Genomic DNA, 15,165 nt, shown 5'->3' on the forward strand with positions numbered 1-15,165 from the left:
GATGGCCGAACTACCCAATCACGACGCCGCACTGACCGAAACCTGCCTCGAGAGCGAGGCGATTTTCGAAGGCTCGTTCCTCAAGCTGAAGCGCGATACCGTCCGTCTGCCGGACGGCAAGCAGGCCACGCGCGAATACGTCCAGCACCCGGGCGCGGTGATGGTGATCCCGCTGTTCGACGACGGCCGCGTGCTGATGGAAAGCCAGTACCGCTATCCGATCGGCAAGGTCATGGCCGAATTCCCGGCCGGCAAGCTGGATCCGAACGAAGGCGCGCTCGCCTGCGCGGTGCGCGAATTGCGCGAGGAAACCGGCTACACGGCACGCGAATACGTGTTCCTGGCCCGGATTCACCCGATCATTTCCTATTCGACCGAATTCATCGACCTGTATCTCGCGCGCGGCCTGACTGCCGGCGAGCGCAAGCTCGACGAAGGCGAATTCCTCGAAACCTTCACGGCGACGCTGCCCGACCTGCAGGAGTGGGTGCGCACGGGCCAGATCACCGACGTGAAGACGATCATCGGCACGATGTGGCTCGACAAGGTGCTGTCCGGCGCCTGGCCGCTGGGTCCGGTCGAGCAGCCCTGACGACGCGTCAGCGGCGGGTGGGGCGCCGCGTTACAATCGGGTGACGCGGTTGCTGGCCGGCCGCGCGATCCTGGTTTAGCACGATCGTTCACAAAAGCGCGTTTTGCGCTACACTCGTCACACGCCCTGATTCAGCATGAAGGTCCTCGATTTACAGTGCCCGCACGGCCATCGGTTCGAAGGCTGGTTCGCTTCCGCCGATGAGTTCGAAGCGCAGTTGTCCCGCAAGCTGGTCGAATGTCCGGTGTGCGGGACGACCGAGATCAACCGGATGCCGTCGGCGCCTCGCCTGAACCTGTCGGGCGCGACGCAGGCACAGCCGGCCGATCCGCGTGCGCTGCAGGCGCAGGTGATGCGCGCGCTGCGCGAGGTGCTGGAGAAGACCGAGAACGTGGGCGAGCGCTTCGCCGAGGAAGCGCGGCGCATCCATTACAACGAGGCGCCGGCACGCAGCATTCGTGGCGTCACGACGCCGGAGGATGCGCAATCCTTGGCCGAAGAAGGCATCGACGTGATGCCGCTGCCGATTCCTGCCGCGCTGAAAGAACCGCTGCAATGACGTATGCAGTGTGTCCTTGGCGGCCCGGACGGCCGCGGCCAGGAGACACTGCGCATGGATCTGGATTATTCCCCCGCCGACGACGCGTTCCGCGTCGACGTCCGCGCCTGGCTCGAGGCCAATCTGCCTCACGCACTGCGCGCCAAGGTACTCGATCACAAACGACTCGACCGCGAGGATTTCGCGAGCTGGCACCGGATTCTCGGCCAGCGCGGCTGGTCCGCGCCCGCGTGGCCGGCCGAATACGGTGGCCCGGACTGGAACGCGACGCAGCGGCACATCTGGGATGAGGAGTGCGCGCGCATCGGCGCGCCGACCGTGCTGCCGTTCGGCGTGTCGATGGTCGCGCCGGTGCTGATGAAATACGGCAGCGAAGCGCAGAAGCGCCATTATCTGCCGCGCATTCTCGACGGCACCGACTGGTGGTGCCAGGGCTACTCGGAGCCGGGCTCCGGATCGGATCTCGCATCGCTGCGCACGCGCGCCGAACGCCACGGCGATCACTACGTCGTCAACGGCCAGAAGACCTGGACGACACTCGGCCAGTACGCGGACATGATGTTCTGTCTCGTGCGCACCGATCCGGCGGCGAAGAAGCAGGAGGGCATCTCGTTCCTGCTGATCGACATGAAGACGCCCGGCATCACCGTGCGTCCGATCATCACGCTCGACGAGGATCACGAAGTCAACGAGGTGTTCTTCGAGGACGTGAAGGTGCCCGTCGAGAATCTCGTCGGCGATGAAAACCGCGGCTGGACCTACGCGAAATACCTGTTGGGCCACGAGCGCACCGGCATTGCACGCGTCGGCGCGTCGAAGCGCGAGCTCGCATTCCTGAAGCGCGTGGCGTCGAACCAGCGCAAGAACGGCAAGCCGTTGCTCGCCGATTCCGTATTTGCCGCGAAGATCGCGGCGCTCGAGGTCGAGCTGATGGCGCTCGAGGTGACGGTGCTGCGCGTCGTGAGCCGCGAGACGAGCGGCAAGGGGCCGGGCCCCGAGGCATCGATGCTGAAGATCAAGGGCACCGAGGTGCAGCAGGCGCTCACCGAGCTGATGTTCGAGGCGATCGGGCCGCTCGCCGCGCCATTCGATGTCCCGTTCCTCGAGGGCGAGCGCGAACACAGCAGCGCGGGCGACGACGATGCGGCGCCGCTCGCCGCGTACTACTTCAATTACCGGAAGACTTCGATCTACGGTGGTTCGAACGAGATTCAGAAGAACATCATCGCGCAGATGATCCTGGGGCTGTGATCAGGGAACGGAGACAACCATGGATTTCAGCTTTACCGACGAGCAGCAACAGTTCGCCGACGCGCTGCGCCGTTATCTCGGCGAGCAATACGGTTTCGACGCGCGCCAGGCCATCGTGCGCAGCGAGGCGGGCGTGTCGGATGCACAATGGAGCGCATTCGCGGAGCTGGGCCTGACCGCGCTGCCCGTGCCCGACGCACATGGCGGATTCGGCGGCGGCCCGGTCGACATGCTGGTCGCGATGCAGGAGCTCGGCCGCGCACTCGTGGTCGAGCCGTATTGGGCGACGGCGGTCGGTATCGAGGCGCTGCGCATCGCCGGGTCCGGCACGGGCGACGATGCCGCGCTGCTGGAAGCGGTCGCACAAGGGCAGAAGCGCGTTGCCGTTGCATTCCACGAACCGCGGGCGCGCTACGACCTGTACGAACTCGAAACGCATGCGCGCGAGCAGGGCGGCACGTACCGGCTGACCGGCATCAAGTCGATCGTTCAGCACGGCGCACAGGCCCATGTGTGGATCGTGCCCGCGCGCGTCGACGGCGGCGGCATCGGCCTGTTCGTCGTCGATCGCGATGCCGCGGGCGTGAAGCTCGTCGACTACCGGACGATCGACGGCCAGCGCGCCGCGACGATCGAGTTCAAGGAAACGCCCGCGCGGCAGTTGACGGGCGACGCACGCGATGCGGCCGCACTCGAGCAGATTGCCGATTACGCGACCTTCCTGCTCTGCGCGGAAGCGGCCGGCGCACTCGACGAACTGAACCGCGCGACGGTCGAATACACGAAGACGCGCGAACAGTTCGGCGTGCCGATCGCGCGCTTCCAGGCGCTGCAGCACCGGATGGTCGACATGCTGATTCACGCCGAGCAGGCGCGTTCGCTGACCTACCTGGCCGCCGTGCGTTACGCGGGCGGCGACGCCGACGCGCGGCGCAAGGCGGTGTCGGCCGCGAAGGCGCGGGTCGGCGCGGCCGCGCGCTTCGTCGGCCAGCAGGCCGTGCAACTGCACGGCGGCATGGGCGTGACCAACGAGGTCGCCGCCGCACACCTGTTCAAGCGGCTGTCGATCATCGAGACGACCCTCGGCGACACCGATCATCACCTTGCGCGCATCGCGGCCCTGCCGGATTTCGCGCAGACCGACGCGGCATGACGGCGACGCGCGAGCGCGCTACAGGAGATAGACAGTGGGTATCAGTTACGAAGATCTGGAAGTCGGCAGTACGACCGAAATCGGCCGCTATACGTTCGAACCGGACGACATCAAGGCGTTCGCGCAACGCTACGATCCGCAGCCGTTCCACCTCGACGAGGAAGCCGGCAAGGCCTCGCCGTTCGGTGGACTGGTCGCGAGCGGCTGGCATACGTGTTCGGTGTTCATGAGCCTGCTCATCAAGAAGCTCGGGCCGGATTCGACCAGCATGGGCTCGCCCGGCATCGATTCGATCCGCTGGCTCAAGCCCGTGCGTGCCGGCGACACGATCACGATGTACCAGAAGGTCCACGACAAGCGCGTGTCGGCGAGCAAGCCCGATCGCGGCATCGTGTCGACGGAGTGGATCGGCCTCAACGGTGCCGGCGACACGGTGATCACCGTGCATACCAAGGTGATCTTCGGGCTGCGCCATCCGCAAGGAGCGGGTGCATGACGGACGTGACATTGCCGCTGATCGCGTCGACGCAAGCGCTGCTCGAGCGGGTCGGCGCGGAACCGCTCGCGAGCGGCTGGGTCGAGATCGACCAGCGCCGGGTCGACGGGTTCGCCGACGCGACCGGCGATCACCAGTGGATTCACGTCGATCCCGAGCGTGCGCGGCGCGAGTCGCCGTTCGGCGGCCCGATCGCGCACGGCTTCCTGACGCTGTCGCTGATTCCCGCGCTGATGACCGATGCGATGCGCTTCGAGCAGAAGATGGGCGTGAACTACGGACTGAACCGCGTGCGGTTCCTGAAGCCGGTGCCGGTCGGCGCGCGCGTGCGCGCGCTGTTCGCGGTGAAGGAGGCCGCGCAGGCCGCGCGGGGCGGCGTGCAGGTGACGTGGTCGGTGTCGATGCAGGTCGAGCGTCTGGATGCGCCGTTGCTCGTTTGTTCGGCGGAATTCATTACGCTGCACTACTTCTGATGCGCGCGGCGGCAGCGACGGATGCCGCTGCGTCGCAGGGCGCGCGGTGCTTCAGTGCTTCGCGTATTGCGTCGCGCCGAACAGCATCTCGCGTGCCTTGTCGTCCTGCAGCGGCTTGCGCAGCGACGCGAGTACTTCGACGCCGCGCTGCACGGCGGCACGCGCGGCAATGGCTTCATGCCAGCGCTTCACGTTCGGCAGTTCGTCGAGCACGATGCCCTGGTTTTGCCACGAACGCGTCCACGGGAACGTCGCAATGTCCGCGATCGTGTACGTGTCGCCCGCGAGATAGGCGGATTCGCCGAGGCGCTTTTCCATCACGTTGTACAGGCGTTTCGCTTCGTTCGTGTAGCGATTGACCGCGTACTCGATCTTCTCCGGCGCATACAGCCGGAAGTGATGCGCCTGGCCGAGCATCGGGCCGACGCCGCCCATCTGGAACATCAGCCATTCGAGCGTCGCGTAGCGCGCGGCCGGCTCGGTCGGCAGGAACTTGCCGGTCTTTTCCGCCAGGTAAATGAGGATCGCGCCGGATTCGAACAGCGAGATCGGCTTGCCGCCGGGGCCGTCCGCGTCGACGATCGCGGGGATCTTGTTGTTCGGGCTGATCTTCAGGAATTCGGGCTCGAACTGGTCGCCCGCACCGATATCGACCGGACGCGCACGATACGCGAGGCCTGTTTCCTCGAGCATGATGTGTACCTTGTGGCCGTTCGGGGTCGCCCAGCTGTAGACGTCGATCATCGTCAACTCCTTTATTGCATGCGCGAAAACGGCGCCGACAGGGCGCCGCGACAGGCGGTCATTAGAGCATGGATCGATGCGGGCTGCAGGCGACGGCAACGTGCGGCCACGCGCCTGCGCGCGCGTGTCGCCGAGGCGGCGGAACCGGCGTTCGAGCGGTGGCCGCGCGCCGGATCAGCGCTTGTAGCGCGGCTGGCGTTTCTCGAGAAATGCGGTAATGCCTTCGAACGCGTCCGCGTGATGCAGTGACGCGACGAAGTGATCGCGCTCGGTGCCGAGGTGCGTATCGAGCGGCTGCGCGGTCGCATCGTCGAGCAATGACTTGATGCGTGTCAGCGCGTTCGGCGAGATGCCGGCAAGCGAGTCGGCCCACGCGAGCGCGTCGGACAGCGCGGCACCGGGCGCGGCGAGCCGGTTGACGACGCCGAGCGCATGCAGGCGTTCGGCCGCGACAGGCTTGCCCTCGAACAGGATTTCGGCGGCGAGCGCTCGCGGCAGCGCACGTGCGAGGAACCACGAGCCGCCGCCGTCGGGCGTGAGGCCGACGCGTGCGTACGACATCACGAACTTCGCATCGTGCGCGGCAACGATCAGGTCGCACGCGAGCGCGAGCGAGAAGCCCGCGCCGGCCGCGGCGCCTTCGACGGCCGCGATCACGGGCTTCGTCGTTGCGCGCAGCGCCGTGATCCACGCGCCGAGCTGATCGATGCTGTCGGCCTGGTAGGACGGATCCTTCGAGCGGTTGTCGAGCAGCCGGTTCAGGTTGCCACCCGCGCAAAAGAAACGATCGGCCCCCGTGAGCACGACCGCGCGAATCGCGGGATCGCGCTCGGCGGTGGCGAGCGCTTCGACGCCGGCCGCATACATGTCGGGATGCAGCGCGTTGCGCGCGCCGGGATTGGACAGCGTGAGGACGAGCGTCGATTCGCTTTCGGGCGGACGCGAGGCCAGCAGTTCAGCACTCATGCGAGTGTGTCTCCATCGAATGGCGGGGTTGCGGCGCCGCATGTTGCGCGGGCTTGCGCGCCTACCCGTGAGGGTGATGCCGCAGCGGATGTATCGTTGTCTTGACGGACGCGAAACTGCTTTAGACTAGCACGAACGTGCTTTTCAGCGCGACGCATCCCGATGCGGCCGGCATCACTGTGGCCGCGCCTCAGCAACGAAGGAGACTCCGATGCTACAGCTGTGCGGTATTCCGTTGTCCAACTATTACAACAAGGTGAAGTTCGTCCTGCTCGAGCATGGCATCCCGTTCGAGGAATCGGCATGCGGTCTGCCGATCAACGATCCGGCACTGCTTGCCGATTCGCCGCTCGGCAAGATTCCGTTCCTGAAGACGGAAGAGGGCGCGCTGTTCGAGTCGCAGGTGATCATCGAGTATCTGGCCGCGCGTTTTCCCGACAAGGCCATTTTCCCGGCCGGGCCGTTCGCGGCCGCGAAGGTGCGCGAACTCGTCGAGACGCTCGAGCTGTATCTCGAATGGACCGCGCGCGAGGTCTATACGGAAGCGTTTTTCGGCGGCAAGGTCAGCGACGGGATGAAGGCGCACGTCGAGAAGCGCCTGCCGCGCGCGATCGATGCGTTCAAGCGGATGACGCAGTTCTCGCCGTACGTGCTCGGTGACACGTTCAGTCTTGCGGACATTGCCGCAGCGATCCACCTGCCGGTGATCGGGATGGCGACGAAGGCCGTCTTCGGCCGCGATTTCCTGCTCGACGCCGGCATCGACTGGAAGGCGCACGCTAAGCTGGTCGGCGAGCGGCCGGCCGCGCAGCGCGTGGCGGCCGATCGCAAGGCCTACGTCGAGGCGGCGAGCGCCGCGCGTTCGTAAGCGCGGTGCGGGCGCGATGTCGTGCCGCGCCCGGCTGCCGAGGCAAGCCTTACAGGCGCGCGAGCCGTTCGAGTGCGGATGCGAGCGTGCCTTCCTGCTTTGCAAAGCAGAAGCGCACGACGCCCGACTCGTGCGGCTCGTGGTAGAACGCCGACACCGGAATCGCCGCCACGCCGATTTCCGATGTGAGCCACTTCGAGAATTCCGCTTCGGGCAGATCGCTGATCGCCGAATAGTCGACGCACTGGAAGTACGTGCCGGTGCACGGCAGCAGCTTGAAGCGCGTGCGCTCGAGGCCGGCGCGGAAGAAGTCGCGCTTCTTCTGGTAGAAGCCGGCCAGCGTCAGGTACGGCGCCGGATCGCGCAGGTAGTCGGCGAGCCCGATCTGCATCGGCGTGTTCGCCGTGAACACGTTGAACTGATGGACCTTGCGGAACTCCGCGGTCAGCGCGGCAGGCGCCGCGACGTAGCCGACCTTCCAGCCCGTCACGTGGTAGGTCTTCCCGAAGCTCGACACGATGAAGCTGCGCGCGGCCAGGTCCGGGTAGCGCGCGACGCTCTCGTGCCGCGCGCCGTCGTAGACCATGTGTTCGTACACTTCGTCCGACAGGATCAGCACGTTGGTGCCGCGCACGATCTCCTCGAGCCTGCGCATGTCGGCCTCGCGCCACACGGTGCCGGTCGGGTTGTGCGGCGTGTTGATCATGATCATCCGCGTCTTCGGCGTGATCGCGGCGGCCAGGCGATCGAACGGGATCGCATAGTCGGGCGCTTCCAGCGTGACGAACACGGGTTTGCCGCCGGCCAGTTCGATCGAAGGCAGATAGCTGTCGTAGGTCGGTTCGACGACGATCACTTCGTCGCCGGGATGCACCGCGCACAGGATCGCCGTCAGCAGGGCCTGCGTCGCGCCGGCCGTGACCGTGATCTCGGTGGCCGGATCGTAGCGCCGGCCGTAGACCTGCGCGATCTTGTCGGCGATCGCATCGCGCAACGGCGCGACGCCGGCCATCGGCGGATACTGGTTGTGACCGTTGCGCATCGCGGCCGCGACCGCGTCGACGATGCGCGGGTCGCAGTCGAAATCCGGGAAGCCCTGGCCGAGGTTCACGGCGCCTTTCTCGGCGGCGAGCGCGCTCATCACCGTGAAGATCGTCGTGCCGACGTTCGGCAGGCGCGAGGGGAAAACGGGAGTCGTAGGCATGTCGGTAGGAGCGTTCATCGATACGGTCGCAAGCGGGTGGCGCCGGGCTCGTCAGGCCGGCGTGGTGGTGGGGGCCGACGCGGCATCGAGCGCGCAGGCTTCGGTAAATGGCGCGGGCTGCGCGATCCGGAAGCCGAAGTCGCGTGCGGTGCGCTTCGCGAGCTTGAGCAGCGCACGGTCCTTCGACACGAGCCAGTCGGCCTGCGCGGCGCGCGCGAGCTCGAGAAACTTCTGATCGTCGCGGTCCTTGCACTTCGGCAGCGGCGGCGCGTCGGCGTCGACGGGCGGCGGCTCGACGAGGCGCGTCAGGCGGGCGACGGTCGCGAGCGCTTCGGCCTTGTCGATCGCGCGCGCCTGGAACTGCGGATAGTCGAGCACGAGCTCGAGTTCGTTCAGGCAGCGGCCGTCGATCACGGCGGCCAGCGTGCCGCGTTCGAGCGCAGCCCGGATCGGGCGGGTGGCCGGGTCGTCGAATACGAGTATGTCGATCCAGACGTTCGAGTCGAGCACGACGCGATGTGCGGCATGCGGGGCGAGGGAGCGGGTCATTCGTTACAATCGGTGGTTTTCGTCTGACCGCAAGGCACGGCGTGCCAGCGAGCCTCTATGATAATCGTTCTCTCCCCAGCCAAATCCCTCGACTACGATACGCCCGCCCACGTCCCGTCTTACACGAAGCCTGCATTCGTCGACGATGCGTCGGAACTGATCGACGGCCTGCGCAAGCTGTCGCCGCAGGATATCTCGACGCTGATGGACATCTCCGATCCGCTCGCGCGGCTGAACTTCCAGCGCTACGCGGACTGGTCGCCGACCTTCACGACGGCCAATGCGAAGCAGGCGGTGCTCGCGTTCAACGGCGACGTGTACGAAGGGTTCGATGCCAAATCGCTGTCGGCCGCCGATCTCGACTATGCGCAGCAGCATGTGCGCGTGCTGTCGGGCCTGTACGGGCTGCTGCGCCCGCTCGACCTGCTGCAGCCGTACCGGCTCGAGATGGGCACGCGTTTCGCGAACGCGCGCGGCAAGGATCTGTATGCGTTCTGGGGCGACCGCATCACGCGGGCACTGAACGAGCAGCTCGAGACGCGCAGCGGCGCGGCACGTGTGCTGGTCAACTGCGCGTCGACCGAGTACTTCAAGTCGGTCAAGCCGAAACTGCTGGCCGCGCCGATCGTCACGCCGGTGTTCGAGGACTGGAAGGGCGGCCGCTACAAGATCATCAGCTTCCATGCGAAACGCGCCCGTGGCCTGATGGCGCGCTATATCGTCGAGAACCGCATCTCCGAGCCGGCCGCGCTGAAGGATTTCGCGGTGGAAGACTACGCGTTCGATGCCGCTGCGTCGAACGATTCGACTTACGTATATCGCCGGCGAATCGGCGAGTGACCGAGCCGGCCGTTCACGAGACGGCCGGTGCATGCATGAGGCCGGACACGTGGCAGACCGCCCGCTCCGGTCGCAATTGGAGAGACAGATGACCCTTTCGATCACCAGCAATTTCGACGCAGGCGCCGTCGACGTCGTGTCGTGCGATAGCCCGGACGCGATCCGGCTGCGCATACGTGGCGACAACCGCTCGGAATTCGCGCAATGGTTCTACTTTCGCCTGACGGGCGCGCGCGGCGAGCGGTGCGTGATGTCGTTCGAGAATGCAGCCGAATGCGCGTATCCGTCGGGATGGCGCAACTACAGTGCAGTCGCGAGCTACGACCGGGTCGACTGGTTCCGCGTGCCGACGACATTCGACGGCAAGACGATGACCATCGACCATGCGCCCGAGTTCGACAGCATCTACTACGCGTATTTCGAGCCGTACTCGGAAGAGCGCCATGCGGCGTTCCTCGGCGCGGTTCAGCAATTGCCGCAGGCGAGCGTCGTCGAACTCGGCCGCACGGTCGAAGGCCGTCCGATGTCGCTGCTGACGCTCGGTACGCCGGAAGTCGACGGGGCACCGAAGAAGAAGGTATGGATCATCGCGCGCCAGCACCCGGGCGAGACGATGGCCGAGTGGTTCGTCGAAGGGCTCGTCAAGCGGCTGGCCGGATGGGGCGACTGGGCGGGCGATCCGGTGGCGCGCAAGCTGTACGACCGCGCGACGTTCTACATCGTCCCGAACATGAATCCGGACGGCAGCGTGCACGGCAACTTGCGCACCAACGCGGCGGGCGCGAACCTGAATCGCGAGTGGATGGAGCCCGATGCCGAGCGCAGCCCCGAAGTGCTGGCCGTGCGCGATGCGATCCATGCGATCGGCTGCGACATGTTCTTCGACATTCACGGCGACGAAGATCTGCCGTACGTGTTCGTTGCGGGTTCGGAGATGCTGCCGAGCTTTACCGAGCAGCAGGGCAGGGAGCAGACCGCGTTCATCGAAGCGTTCAAGGTCGCAAGCCCGGATTTCCAGACCGAGCACGGCTATGCGGCGAGCAAGTACAAGGAAGACGCGCTCAAGCTCGCGTCGAAGTACATCGGCCATCAGTTCGGCTGCCTGTCGCTGACGCTCGAGATGCCGTTCAAGGACAACGCGAACTTGCCCGACGAGCGGGTCGGCTGGAATGGCGAACGGAGCGCAGCGCTTGGCGCTGCAATGCTGGCGGCAATCCTGGTGCACGTCGAGACGTTCGCGTAAGCGCATCGTCGTCGATATGAAAAAGCCGGCGCATCGCATGATGTGCCGGCTTTTTGGCTTCTGTCGTTGCCGCTCCGCCGTATCAGGACTTCTTCGCGGTTTTCTTCTTCACGGCATTCTTCTGGCCGCTGGATTTTTTCGTTGCGACGGCTTTCTTGCCGGTGCGGCCGGATGCCTTGGCCTTCACCTTGCCGCGGTGTGACTTGCCGTTGAACTTCTTCGTCGACGACGACGGACGCTCGACGCGCGGCTTCAGCGGCGGCACGGGATCGTTCCAGCTGAACGCAAGCATTTGCTGACCGACGTAGCCGCAGCGGAATTTCAGCGGTGTCGGGTCGCTGCCGTCGCTGTGGACGCCAAGGCCATCCACGGTAACGATGTTGTCGACCTTCACGCGCTGCTTGCCCTGATCGAACGAATCGTTCCACGGCGTGATCGTCGCCTTGCCGTTTTCGAACGCGTTCGGCGCGAAGTCGACGCGATCGAAGGCCGACGACGTGCTGGCGATGAAGCTGCCGTGCGCCGCACAATCGGCGACGATCGGATCGGCGTGCATCTCGTTGACGAATTTGTTGATCAGTTCGGAGCGCTGGTCGAGGAGGTCGGCGAATACCGGTGCCGGAAGCGCAAGCGACAGGCCCGCGACACAGGCCGCCAGCTTGCCGAGCGCCCGGAAAATCCGGAGCGAGGCAGGTGAGCTGTCCATCTGGTTATTGGTGAGGAGCAAATGAGGCATCGGGCACGTATAGATGCCCGATGAAGATCAGGAGTTCAATCTTAGCGTAAAAAAGTTGTGCGGCAGTAGGCGTTGCACTCTCCCGCGCTGCGCAAACGGATCGCCGCGCGCACCGTTCGCATCGGGGCCGGCGCGTTCAGGCGCGCGGGCCGCCGAGGCGATAGCGCCGAACGTCGAACGTCGTGACCCACGCCGGACGATAGACAGCGATGAGCGCGGTGGCCATGCCGGTGAACCACGCTTCGCCGAGCGCGAGCAGCGCGGTGTTCAGCAGATAGCCGGCGGGAATCACGACGGGCACGCCGTCCGCGAGCGCGAGCTGGACACCGGCCGCGGCCGCGGCGACCGAGACGATCGCGATGGCCGGTGACAGGAACCCCTGGCCGATGATGAACGATGCGAGGTTGTGCGGGAGCCACGCGATCGCGGCGCGTTGCAGCAACGCGGACACGGCGACCGGTAGCGCGCCGTAGATCAGATAGGTGAGACCGATGCCTTGCCACGGCGCATCGAAGACGATCGCGGCGACGGCCGTGACGGCACCCATCGCGATCAGCGCAAGCGTCCAGTCGAACAGCGTGACGAGCAGCGTCGCGCCGAGCAGGTGCATGACGATGCCATCTTCGAGCCACGCATTCGAGGCCCACAGCACCGTGATCGCAGTGACGAGCGCGAGCCACACGTGCTGGAGCGTTGCGTCCTGCAGCCGGACGAAGGGACGATTCCAGAGCGCGAGCACGAGCAGCGCCACGGCGGCGATCCAGCCACCGATGCCAACCCAGAGCGGAAGCGGTGTGAAAAGAAAACCCATGGGTCCATATTACTCGTTGAGCATCAAAGGTGGGAATCCGCACATGTCGACCGTCGCAATATCGAGACTGTCCGATCAGCGGTCGCGCCGAAACCGCGCCCGCGGTTCGGCCGCGAGCGGCAGGTCGCGAGTGCTGGTGTCCGCGGCAGGCAGCGGGTATGGACGGTCGTTCCGTTGCTTGCGCAGGGGGACCGGGCCGCGTTCGCCGATGACGGGCTTGCTTGCACGATCGCGGTTCGCCAGCAGCACCTCGAGATGGGGTGACAGCCAGCCGTTGTAGATCGCGACTGCGGCAGCGCGGTTTGCCGCGCCCAGCTGCTGGAAGATGCTGGCGAGGTGGATCTTCACGGTGCCTTCGCTGATGCCGAGCGTGCGGGCGATCATCTTGTTGGTGCTGCCCATATGGACGAAGCGCATGATCTGCGCCTGTCTAGGCGACAGGAGGCTGCTTGGCGGGCGGCGCGGCAGCGATCCGGCGAGCGTCTGGAAATGGGCATCGTGACGCGCCGCGGCGGCGGAAGGCAGGAGGCTGAGCGCGATCGGCGGGATGTAATGGCCGCCCAGCAGAACCATTTCGAGCGCCCGCACGATCAGGTGCGGCCGTGTGGAGTGCGGGATCACGCCCGCGACGCCGTAGTTGTAGAAGCGCTGGATGGCCTCCGGCGTGGATTCGTCGATCAGCACCGCGGCGGGCGTCGGCGAGCAGGCGCTGCAGAGCGCCTGGAGTTCGCTGTGCCGCCCGACGTCCAGCCAGTCGATGGCAACGAGGTCGAAACGCTGGGTGCGCAGCAGCCGGCGCGCCTGGAAACCATCGGGTGCATCGTTGATGCGGGCGTGACGGTCGATCTGCCGCAGCAGGGCTTTCAGTCCGTCACGCCGTTCGGCGTCTGAGTTAAGCACCAGGAACCGCATATTCAACCTCCGTAAGGTGAGTCATTGAGCTGCCGTCGGCATGGGGTGGCTCCGATAATGACAAAAACCTTACACGATGTCTGCTTGGCTGAAAGGATTAGGAAAAGTCTGAAATTTCGCGTGAGGGAAATGCGGACGAAAAAAAAGCCGCTCCGGCAGGAACCGGGAACGGCTTCGTTGGGCAGGCTCAGCGGGCCTGCCGTGCACGATCAGTGAAAGTGCGGCTGGGCGGGCGATGCGTCTTCCGGCATTTCCGCGTGGACGATCTCGCCGAGCGGATCCGCATAGAGCGGCACGCCGCAGTCGTCGCAGTACTCGGGCTCGAAGCGGCCTGCGTGCCGGCGGACGTCGGTTACGCCGCATTCCTTCAACAGACTCACGATCTCCTCGAGCGGCCCTTCGATCGGGGCTTCGCCTTCCAGCGTCGCGCTGTCGATCGACACGTCGCCGTTCTCGCGACCGTACAGCGGCCACACGACGCCATAGATCACGTCGTTGCTGGCACGTCGCGTGAAGCCGACGCGATACTCGTCGATCCGGCGCTCGCCGAAGCCCGCGACCACCGCGCGCAGCTCTTGCGGTGCCGCACCAAGTGTGTCGAAAAGATAACGGATGGCCGTTCGGACCGTGTGCGGACGGATGCGCTCGTCCGCATCGCGGCAGGCCGAGTAGTACGCGTCCGGAAGCAGGCATTCGAACTCGCAGCCGGGCAGGGCAGCCGACAGGTTCGGGCCGCCCTGGGCAGTCCATTGCTCGAGACACTGGCCGCGTTCGATCCGGTTGCCGTGTTCTTCCTCCTGCCAGCGAAACAGCGGTGCGCCGGCCGGCGCGGCGACGACGGCGAGCAGGAAGCGTGGGTCGGCCAGGATCGGTGAGGTTTCGGGCAGGTCGCCGAAGCTGAGCTTGGCTGCGTGCTGGCCGAGCGCCGCGTGTGCGAGCTGCTGGGCGAGCCGATAGGTCTCGACGTGGTGACGCGGCAACTGGTCGATGCTGTACAGGAACGGGGCCAGCCCGACGAGCGTGCCGGTGGCGAGCACGTGCGCCTGCAGGTGCGTGCGCAGTGCGTCGGCGACATCGCCTTTCAGCGGGCCCGACGGAATCATGTAGCGCGTCCAGGCGAGAACGGGAACGGCGACCAGCAGCGCATCGTACGGCTGGCCGTCGTGTTCGATCACCATCGATTCGCTATGCGTCTCGGCCATGTCGGCGAGCGCGCCATAGGCGTCGGGGTGGTTCTGCTGCAGATGGTCGAGTGCTGCGTCGAGCGTGGTCTGGTTGCCGTTGCGAACAATCTTGGCAAGCAGCGCATCGAGCTTCGCTTCCCAGAAGCGATCCTCGATGCGACTGCCCGAGGCGAAGAGCGCAAGCGACAGGCCGACCAGTTTGTCGGCGTCGGGGGGGAGGCGTTTGGCGATTCGCTGGCGCATATTAAATACGTATAGAAAGAGGCGAAGAACCTCACATTCTAGTCCGTTCTTTGCGCCATAAGCGGTCTCGTGCTCCGGCATGGCCGGAAGGCCGAATCGGCGGGGATGAAAGAAAAATCCATCGAACCCCTTGCGCGATTGCCGGCAGGTGCTTAGAATCACGCCTCTTTCGCGCTAACGGAAACGCGGCGCGGGAGAAGAAGGGAAGCGGTGCTGTCGGGCGGGTCGTAGCGGCCTCGGCGGTGCAGGAAGTTGAACCCCAGGCGTCGCAACGAAGCAGTTAAAAAGTTGTTGACGAACTGAAAAAGACGGTTCATAATCTCGTTTCTCTGCTGCTGAAA

At 65.6% G+C, this 15,165-nt stretch carries 18 protein-coding genes; 9 read left to right on the forward strand and 9 right to left on the reverse strand.

What is annotated here, in order from left to right; all coding sequences use genetic code 11:
• The first annotated feature begins 1 nt into the window (after position 1).
• The 6 genes from DID99_RS22140 (at position 2) to DID99_RS22165 (ending at position 4,524) form a co-directional block, all read left to right on the forward strand.
• Positions 2-592 carry an NUDIX domain-containing protein gene (locus DID99_RS22140; protein WP_044844655.1) on the forward strand — a complete coding sequence of 197 codons (591 nt, stop codon included), beginning with the start codon at positions 2-4 and terminating at the stop codon, positions 590-592.
• Positions 593-728: 136 nt separating this feature from the next.
• The gene (locus tag DID99_RS22145; RefSeq protein WP_006756910.1) at positions 729-1,151 is read left to right on the forward strand and encodes a DUF1178 family protein; all 423 of its coding nucleotides are present in this window, start codon (positions 729-731) and stop codon (positions 1,149-1,151) included.
• 54 nt (positions 1,152-1,205) lie between these two features.
• Complete coding sequence (locus DID99_RS22150) at positions 1,206-2,402, forward strand: acyl-CoA dehydrogenase family protein (protein WP_124571636.1); 1,197 nt, start codon at positions 1,206-1,208, stop codon at positions 2,400-2,402.
• Positions 2,403-2,421: 19 nt separating this feature from the next.
• Positions 2,422-3,555, forward strand: a complete 1,134-nt coding sequence (locus DID99_RS22155) for an acyl-CoA dehydrogenase family protein (RefSeq protein ID WP_124667543.1) — start codon at positions 2,422-2,424, stop codon at positions 3,553-3,555.
• Positions 3,556-3,589: 34 nt separating this feature from the next.
• Entirely contained in the window at positions 3,590-4,051 is a 462-nt protein-coding gene (locus DID99_RS22160) for a MaoC family dehydratase (protein ID WP_044844653.1), read from the forward strand.
• Complete coding sequence (locus DID99_RS22165; RefSeq protein WP_124667544.1) at positions 4,048-4,524, forward strand: MaoC family dehydratase; 477 nt, start codon at positions 4,048-4,050, stop codon at positions 4,522-4,524. The genes DID99_RS22160 and DID99_RS22165 overlap by 4 nt, the downstream gene beginning before the upstream one ends.
• Before the next feature lie 51 nt (positions 4,525-4,575).
• Here DID99_RS22165 and DID99_RS22170 read toward each other — a convergent pair whose 3' ends face one another.
• Together DID99_RS22170 and DID99_RS22175 are read right to left on the reverse strand one after the other, a co-directional pair.
• Complete coding sequence (locus DID99_RS22170; RefSeq protein ID WP_124667545.1) at positions 4,576-5,268, reverse strand: glutathione binding-like protein; 693 nt, start codon at positions 5,266-5,268, stop codon at positions 4,576-4,578.
• Positions 5,269-5,442: 174 nt separating this feature from the next.
• Positions 5,443-6,234 carry an oxepin-CoA hydrolase, alternative type gene (locus DID99_RS22175; protein WP_124571634.1) on the reverse strand — a complete coding sequence of 264 codons (792 nt, stop codon included), beginning with the start codon at positions 6,232-6,234 and terminating at the stop codon, positions 5,443-5,445.
• Between the two features lie 211 nt (positions 6,235-6,445).
• Here DID99_RS22175 and DID99_RS22180 point away from each other — a divergent pair, with 211 nt between their 5' ends.
• Positions 6,446-7,102, forward strand: coding sequence for a glutathione S-transferase (locus DID99_RS22180; RefSeq protein ID WP_124487238.1), 657 nt, complete (start codon positions 6,446-6,448; stop codon positions 7,100-7,102).
• A 49-nt stretch (positions 7,103-7,151) separates the two neighbouring features.
• Here the strand turns inward: DID99_RS22180 and DID99_RS22185 are convergent, their stop codons facing one another.
• Positions 7,152-8,324 carry a pyridoxal phosphate-dependent aminotransferase gene (locus DID99_RS22185; RefSeq protein ID WP_124667546.1) on the reverse strand — a complete coding sequence of 391 codons (1,173 nt, stop codon included), beginning with the start codon at positions 8,322-8,324 and terminating at the stop codon, positions 7,152-7,154.
• 33 nt (positions 8,325-8,357) lie between these two features.
• Positions 8,358-8,855 (reverse strand): putative toxin-antitoxin system toxin component, PIN family, encoded by a 498-nt coding sequence (locus DID99_RS22190; protein WP_124487240.1) that lies wholly within the window; start codon positions 8,853-8,855, stop codon positions 8,358-8,360.
• Between the two features lie 57 nt (positions 8,856-8,912).
• Between DID99_RS22190 and yaaA the strand changes: the two genes are divergently transcribed.
• Together yaaA and DID99_RS22200 are read left to right on the forward strand one after the other, a co-directional pair.
• Complete coding sequence (gene yaaA / locus DID99_RS22195; protein WP_059703381.1) at positions 8,913-9,695, forward strand: peroxide stress protein YaaA; 783 nt, start codon at positions 8,913-8,915, stop codon at positions 9,693-9,695.
• An 88-nt stretch (positions 9,696-9,783) separates the two neighbouring features.
• Entirely contained in the window at positions 9,784-10,938 is a 1,155-nt protein-coding gene (locus DID99_RS22200; protein ID WP_124487242.1) for a M14-type cytosolic carboxypeptidase, read from the forward strand.
• A gap of 82 nt (positions 10,939-11,020) precedes the next feature.
• Here DID99_RS22200 and DID99_RS22205 read toward each other — a convergent pair whose 3' ends face one another.
• The 5 genes from DID99_RS22205 to DID99_RS37610 form a co-directional block, all read right to left on the reverse strand.
• Positions 11,021-11,674, reverse strand: coding sequence for a BspC domain-containing protein (locus DID99_RS22205; protein WP_044844645.1), 654 nt, complete (start codon positions 11,672-11,674; stop codon positions 11,021-11,023).
• 136 nt (positions 11,675-11,810) lie between these two features.
• Entirely contained in the window at positions 11,811-12,485 is a 675-nt protein-coding gene (locus DID99_RS22210; RefSeq protein ID WP_044844644.1) for an energy-coupling factor ABC transporter permease, read from the reverse strand.
• 75 nt (positions 12,486-12,560) lie between these two features.
• Positions 12,561-13,397, reverse strand: coding sequence for a response regulator transcription factor (locus DID99_RS22215; protein WP_044844643.1), 837 nt, complete (start codon positions 13,395-13,397; stop codon positions 12,561-12,563).
• Between the two features lie 209 nt (positions 13,398-13,606).
• Positions 13,607-14,824 (reverse strand): DUF2863 family protein, encoded by a 1,218-nt coding sequence (locus DID99_RS22220; protein WP_044844642.1) that lies wholly within the window; start codon positions 14,822-14,824, stop codon positions 13,607-13,609.
• A 158-nt stretch (positions 14,825-14,982) separates the two neighbouring features.
• On the reverse strand, positions 14,983-15,165 hold a 183-nt coding region (locus DID99_RS37610; RefSeq protein WP_221623059.1), incomplete at its 5' end, for a hypothetical protein.

The sequence above is a fragment of the Burkholderia sp. Bp8986 genome (genome assembly GCF_003854225.1).
GTDB lineage: Bacteria > Pseudomonadota > Gammaproteobacteria > Burkholderiales > Burkholderiaceae > Burkholderia.

What these genes read in the sequence shown, in the direction of transcription:
- DID99_RS22140 (WP_044844655.1), top strand. Translation starts at nt 2, where the DNA reads ATGGCCGAACTACCCAATCACGACGCCGCACTGACCGAAACCTGCCTC.
- DID99_RS22145 (WP_006756910.1), top strand. Translation starts at nt 729, where the DNA reads ATGAAGGTCCTCGATTTACAGTGCCCGCACGGCCATCGGTTCGAAGGC.
- DID99_RS22150 (WP_124571636.1), top strand. Translation starts at nt 1,206, where the DNA reads ATGGATCTGGATTATTCCCCCGCCGACGACGCGTTCCGCGTCGACGTC.
- DID99_RS22155 (WP_124667543.1), top strand. Translation starts at nt 2,422, where the DNA reads ATGGATTTCAGCTTTACCGACGAGCAGCAACAGTTCGCCGACGCGCTG.
- DID99_RS22165 (WP_124667544.1), top strand. Translation starts at nt 4,048, where the DNA reads ATGACGGACGTGACATTGCCGCTGATCGCGTCGACGCAAGCGCTGCTC.
- DID99_RS22170 (WP_124667545.1), bottom strand. Translation starts at nt 5,268, where the DNA reads ATGATCGACGTCTACAGCTGGGCGACCCCGAACGGCCACAAGGTACAC.
- DID99_RS22175 (WP_124571634.1), bottom strand. Translation starts at nt 6,234, where the DNA reads ATGAGTGCTGAACTGCTGGCCTCGCGTCCGCCCGAAAGCGAATCGACG.
- DID99_RS22180 (WP_124487238.1), top strand. Translation starts at nt 6,446, where the DNA reads ATGCTACAGCTGTGCGGTATTCCGTTGTCCAACTATTACAACAAGGTG.
- DID99_RS22185 (WP_124667546.1), bottom strand. Translation starts at nt 8,324, where the DNA reads ATGAACGCTCCTACCGACATGCCTACGACTCCCGTTTTCCCCTCGCGC.
- DID99_RS22190 (WP_124487240.1), bottom strand. Translation starts at nt 8,855, where the DNA reads ATGACCCGCTCCCTCGCCCCGCATGCCGCACATCGCGTCGTGCTCGAC.
- yaaA (WP_059703381.1), top strand. Translation starts at nt 8,913, where the DNA reads ATGATAATCGTTCTCTCCCCAGCCAAATCCCTCGACTACGATACGCCC.
- DID99_RS22200 (WP_124487242.1), top strand. Translation starts at nt 9,784, where the DNA reads ATGACCCTTTCGATCACCAGCAATTTCGACGCAGGCGCCGTCGACGTC.
- DID99_RS22205 (WP_044844645.1), bottom strand. Translation starts at nt 11,674, where the DNA reads ATGCCTCATTTGCTCCTCACCAATAACCAGATGGACAGCTCACCTGCC.
- DID99_RS22210 (WP_044844644.1), bottom strand. Translation starts at nt 12,485, where the DNA reads ATGGGTTTTCTTTTCACACCGCTTCCGCTCTGGGTTGGCATCGGTGGC.
- DID99_RS22215 (WP_044844643.1), bottom strand. Translation starts at nt 13,397, where the DNA reads ATGCGGTTCCTGGTGCTTAACTCAGACGCCGAACGGCGTGACGGACTG.
- DID99_RS22220 (WP_044844642.1), bottom strand. Translation starts at nt 14,824, where the DNA reads ATGCGCCAGCGAATCGCCAAACGCCTCCCCCCCGACGCCGACAAACTG.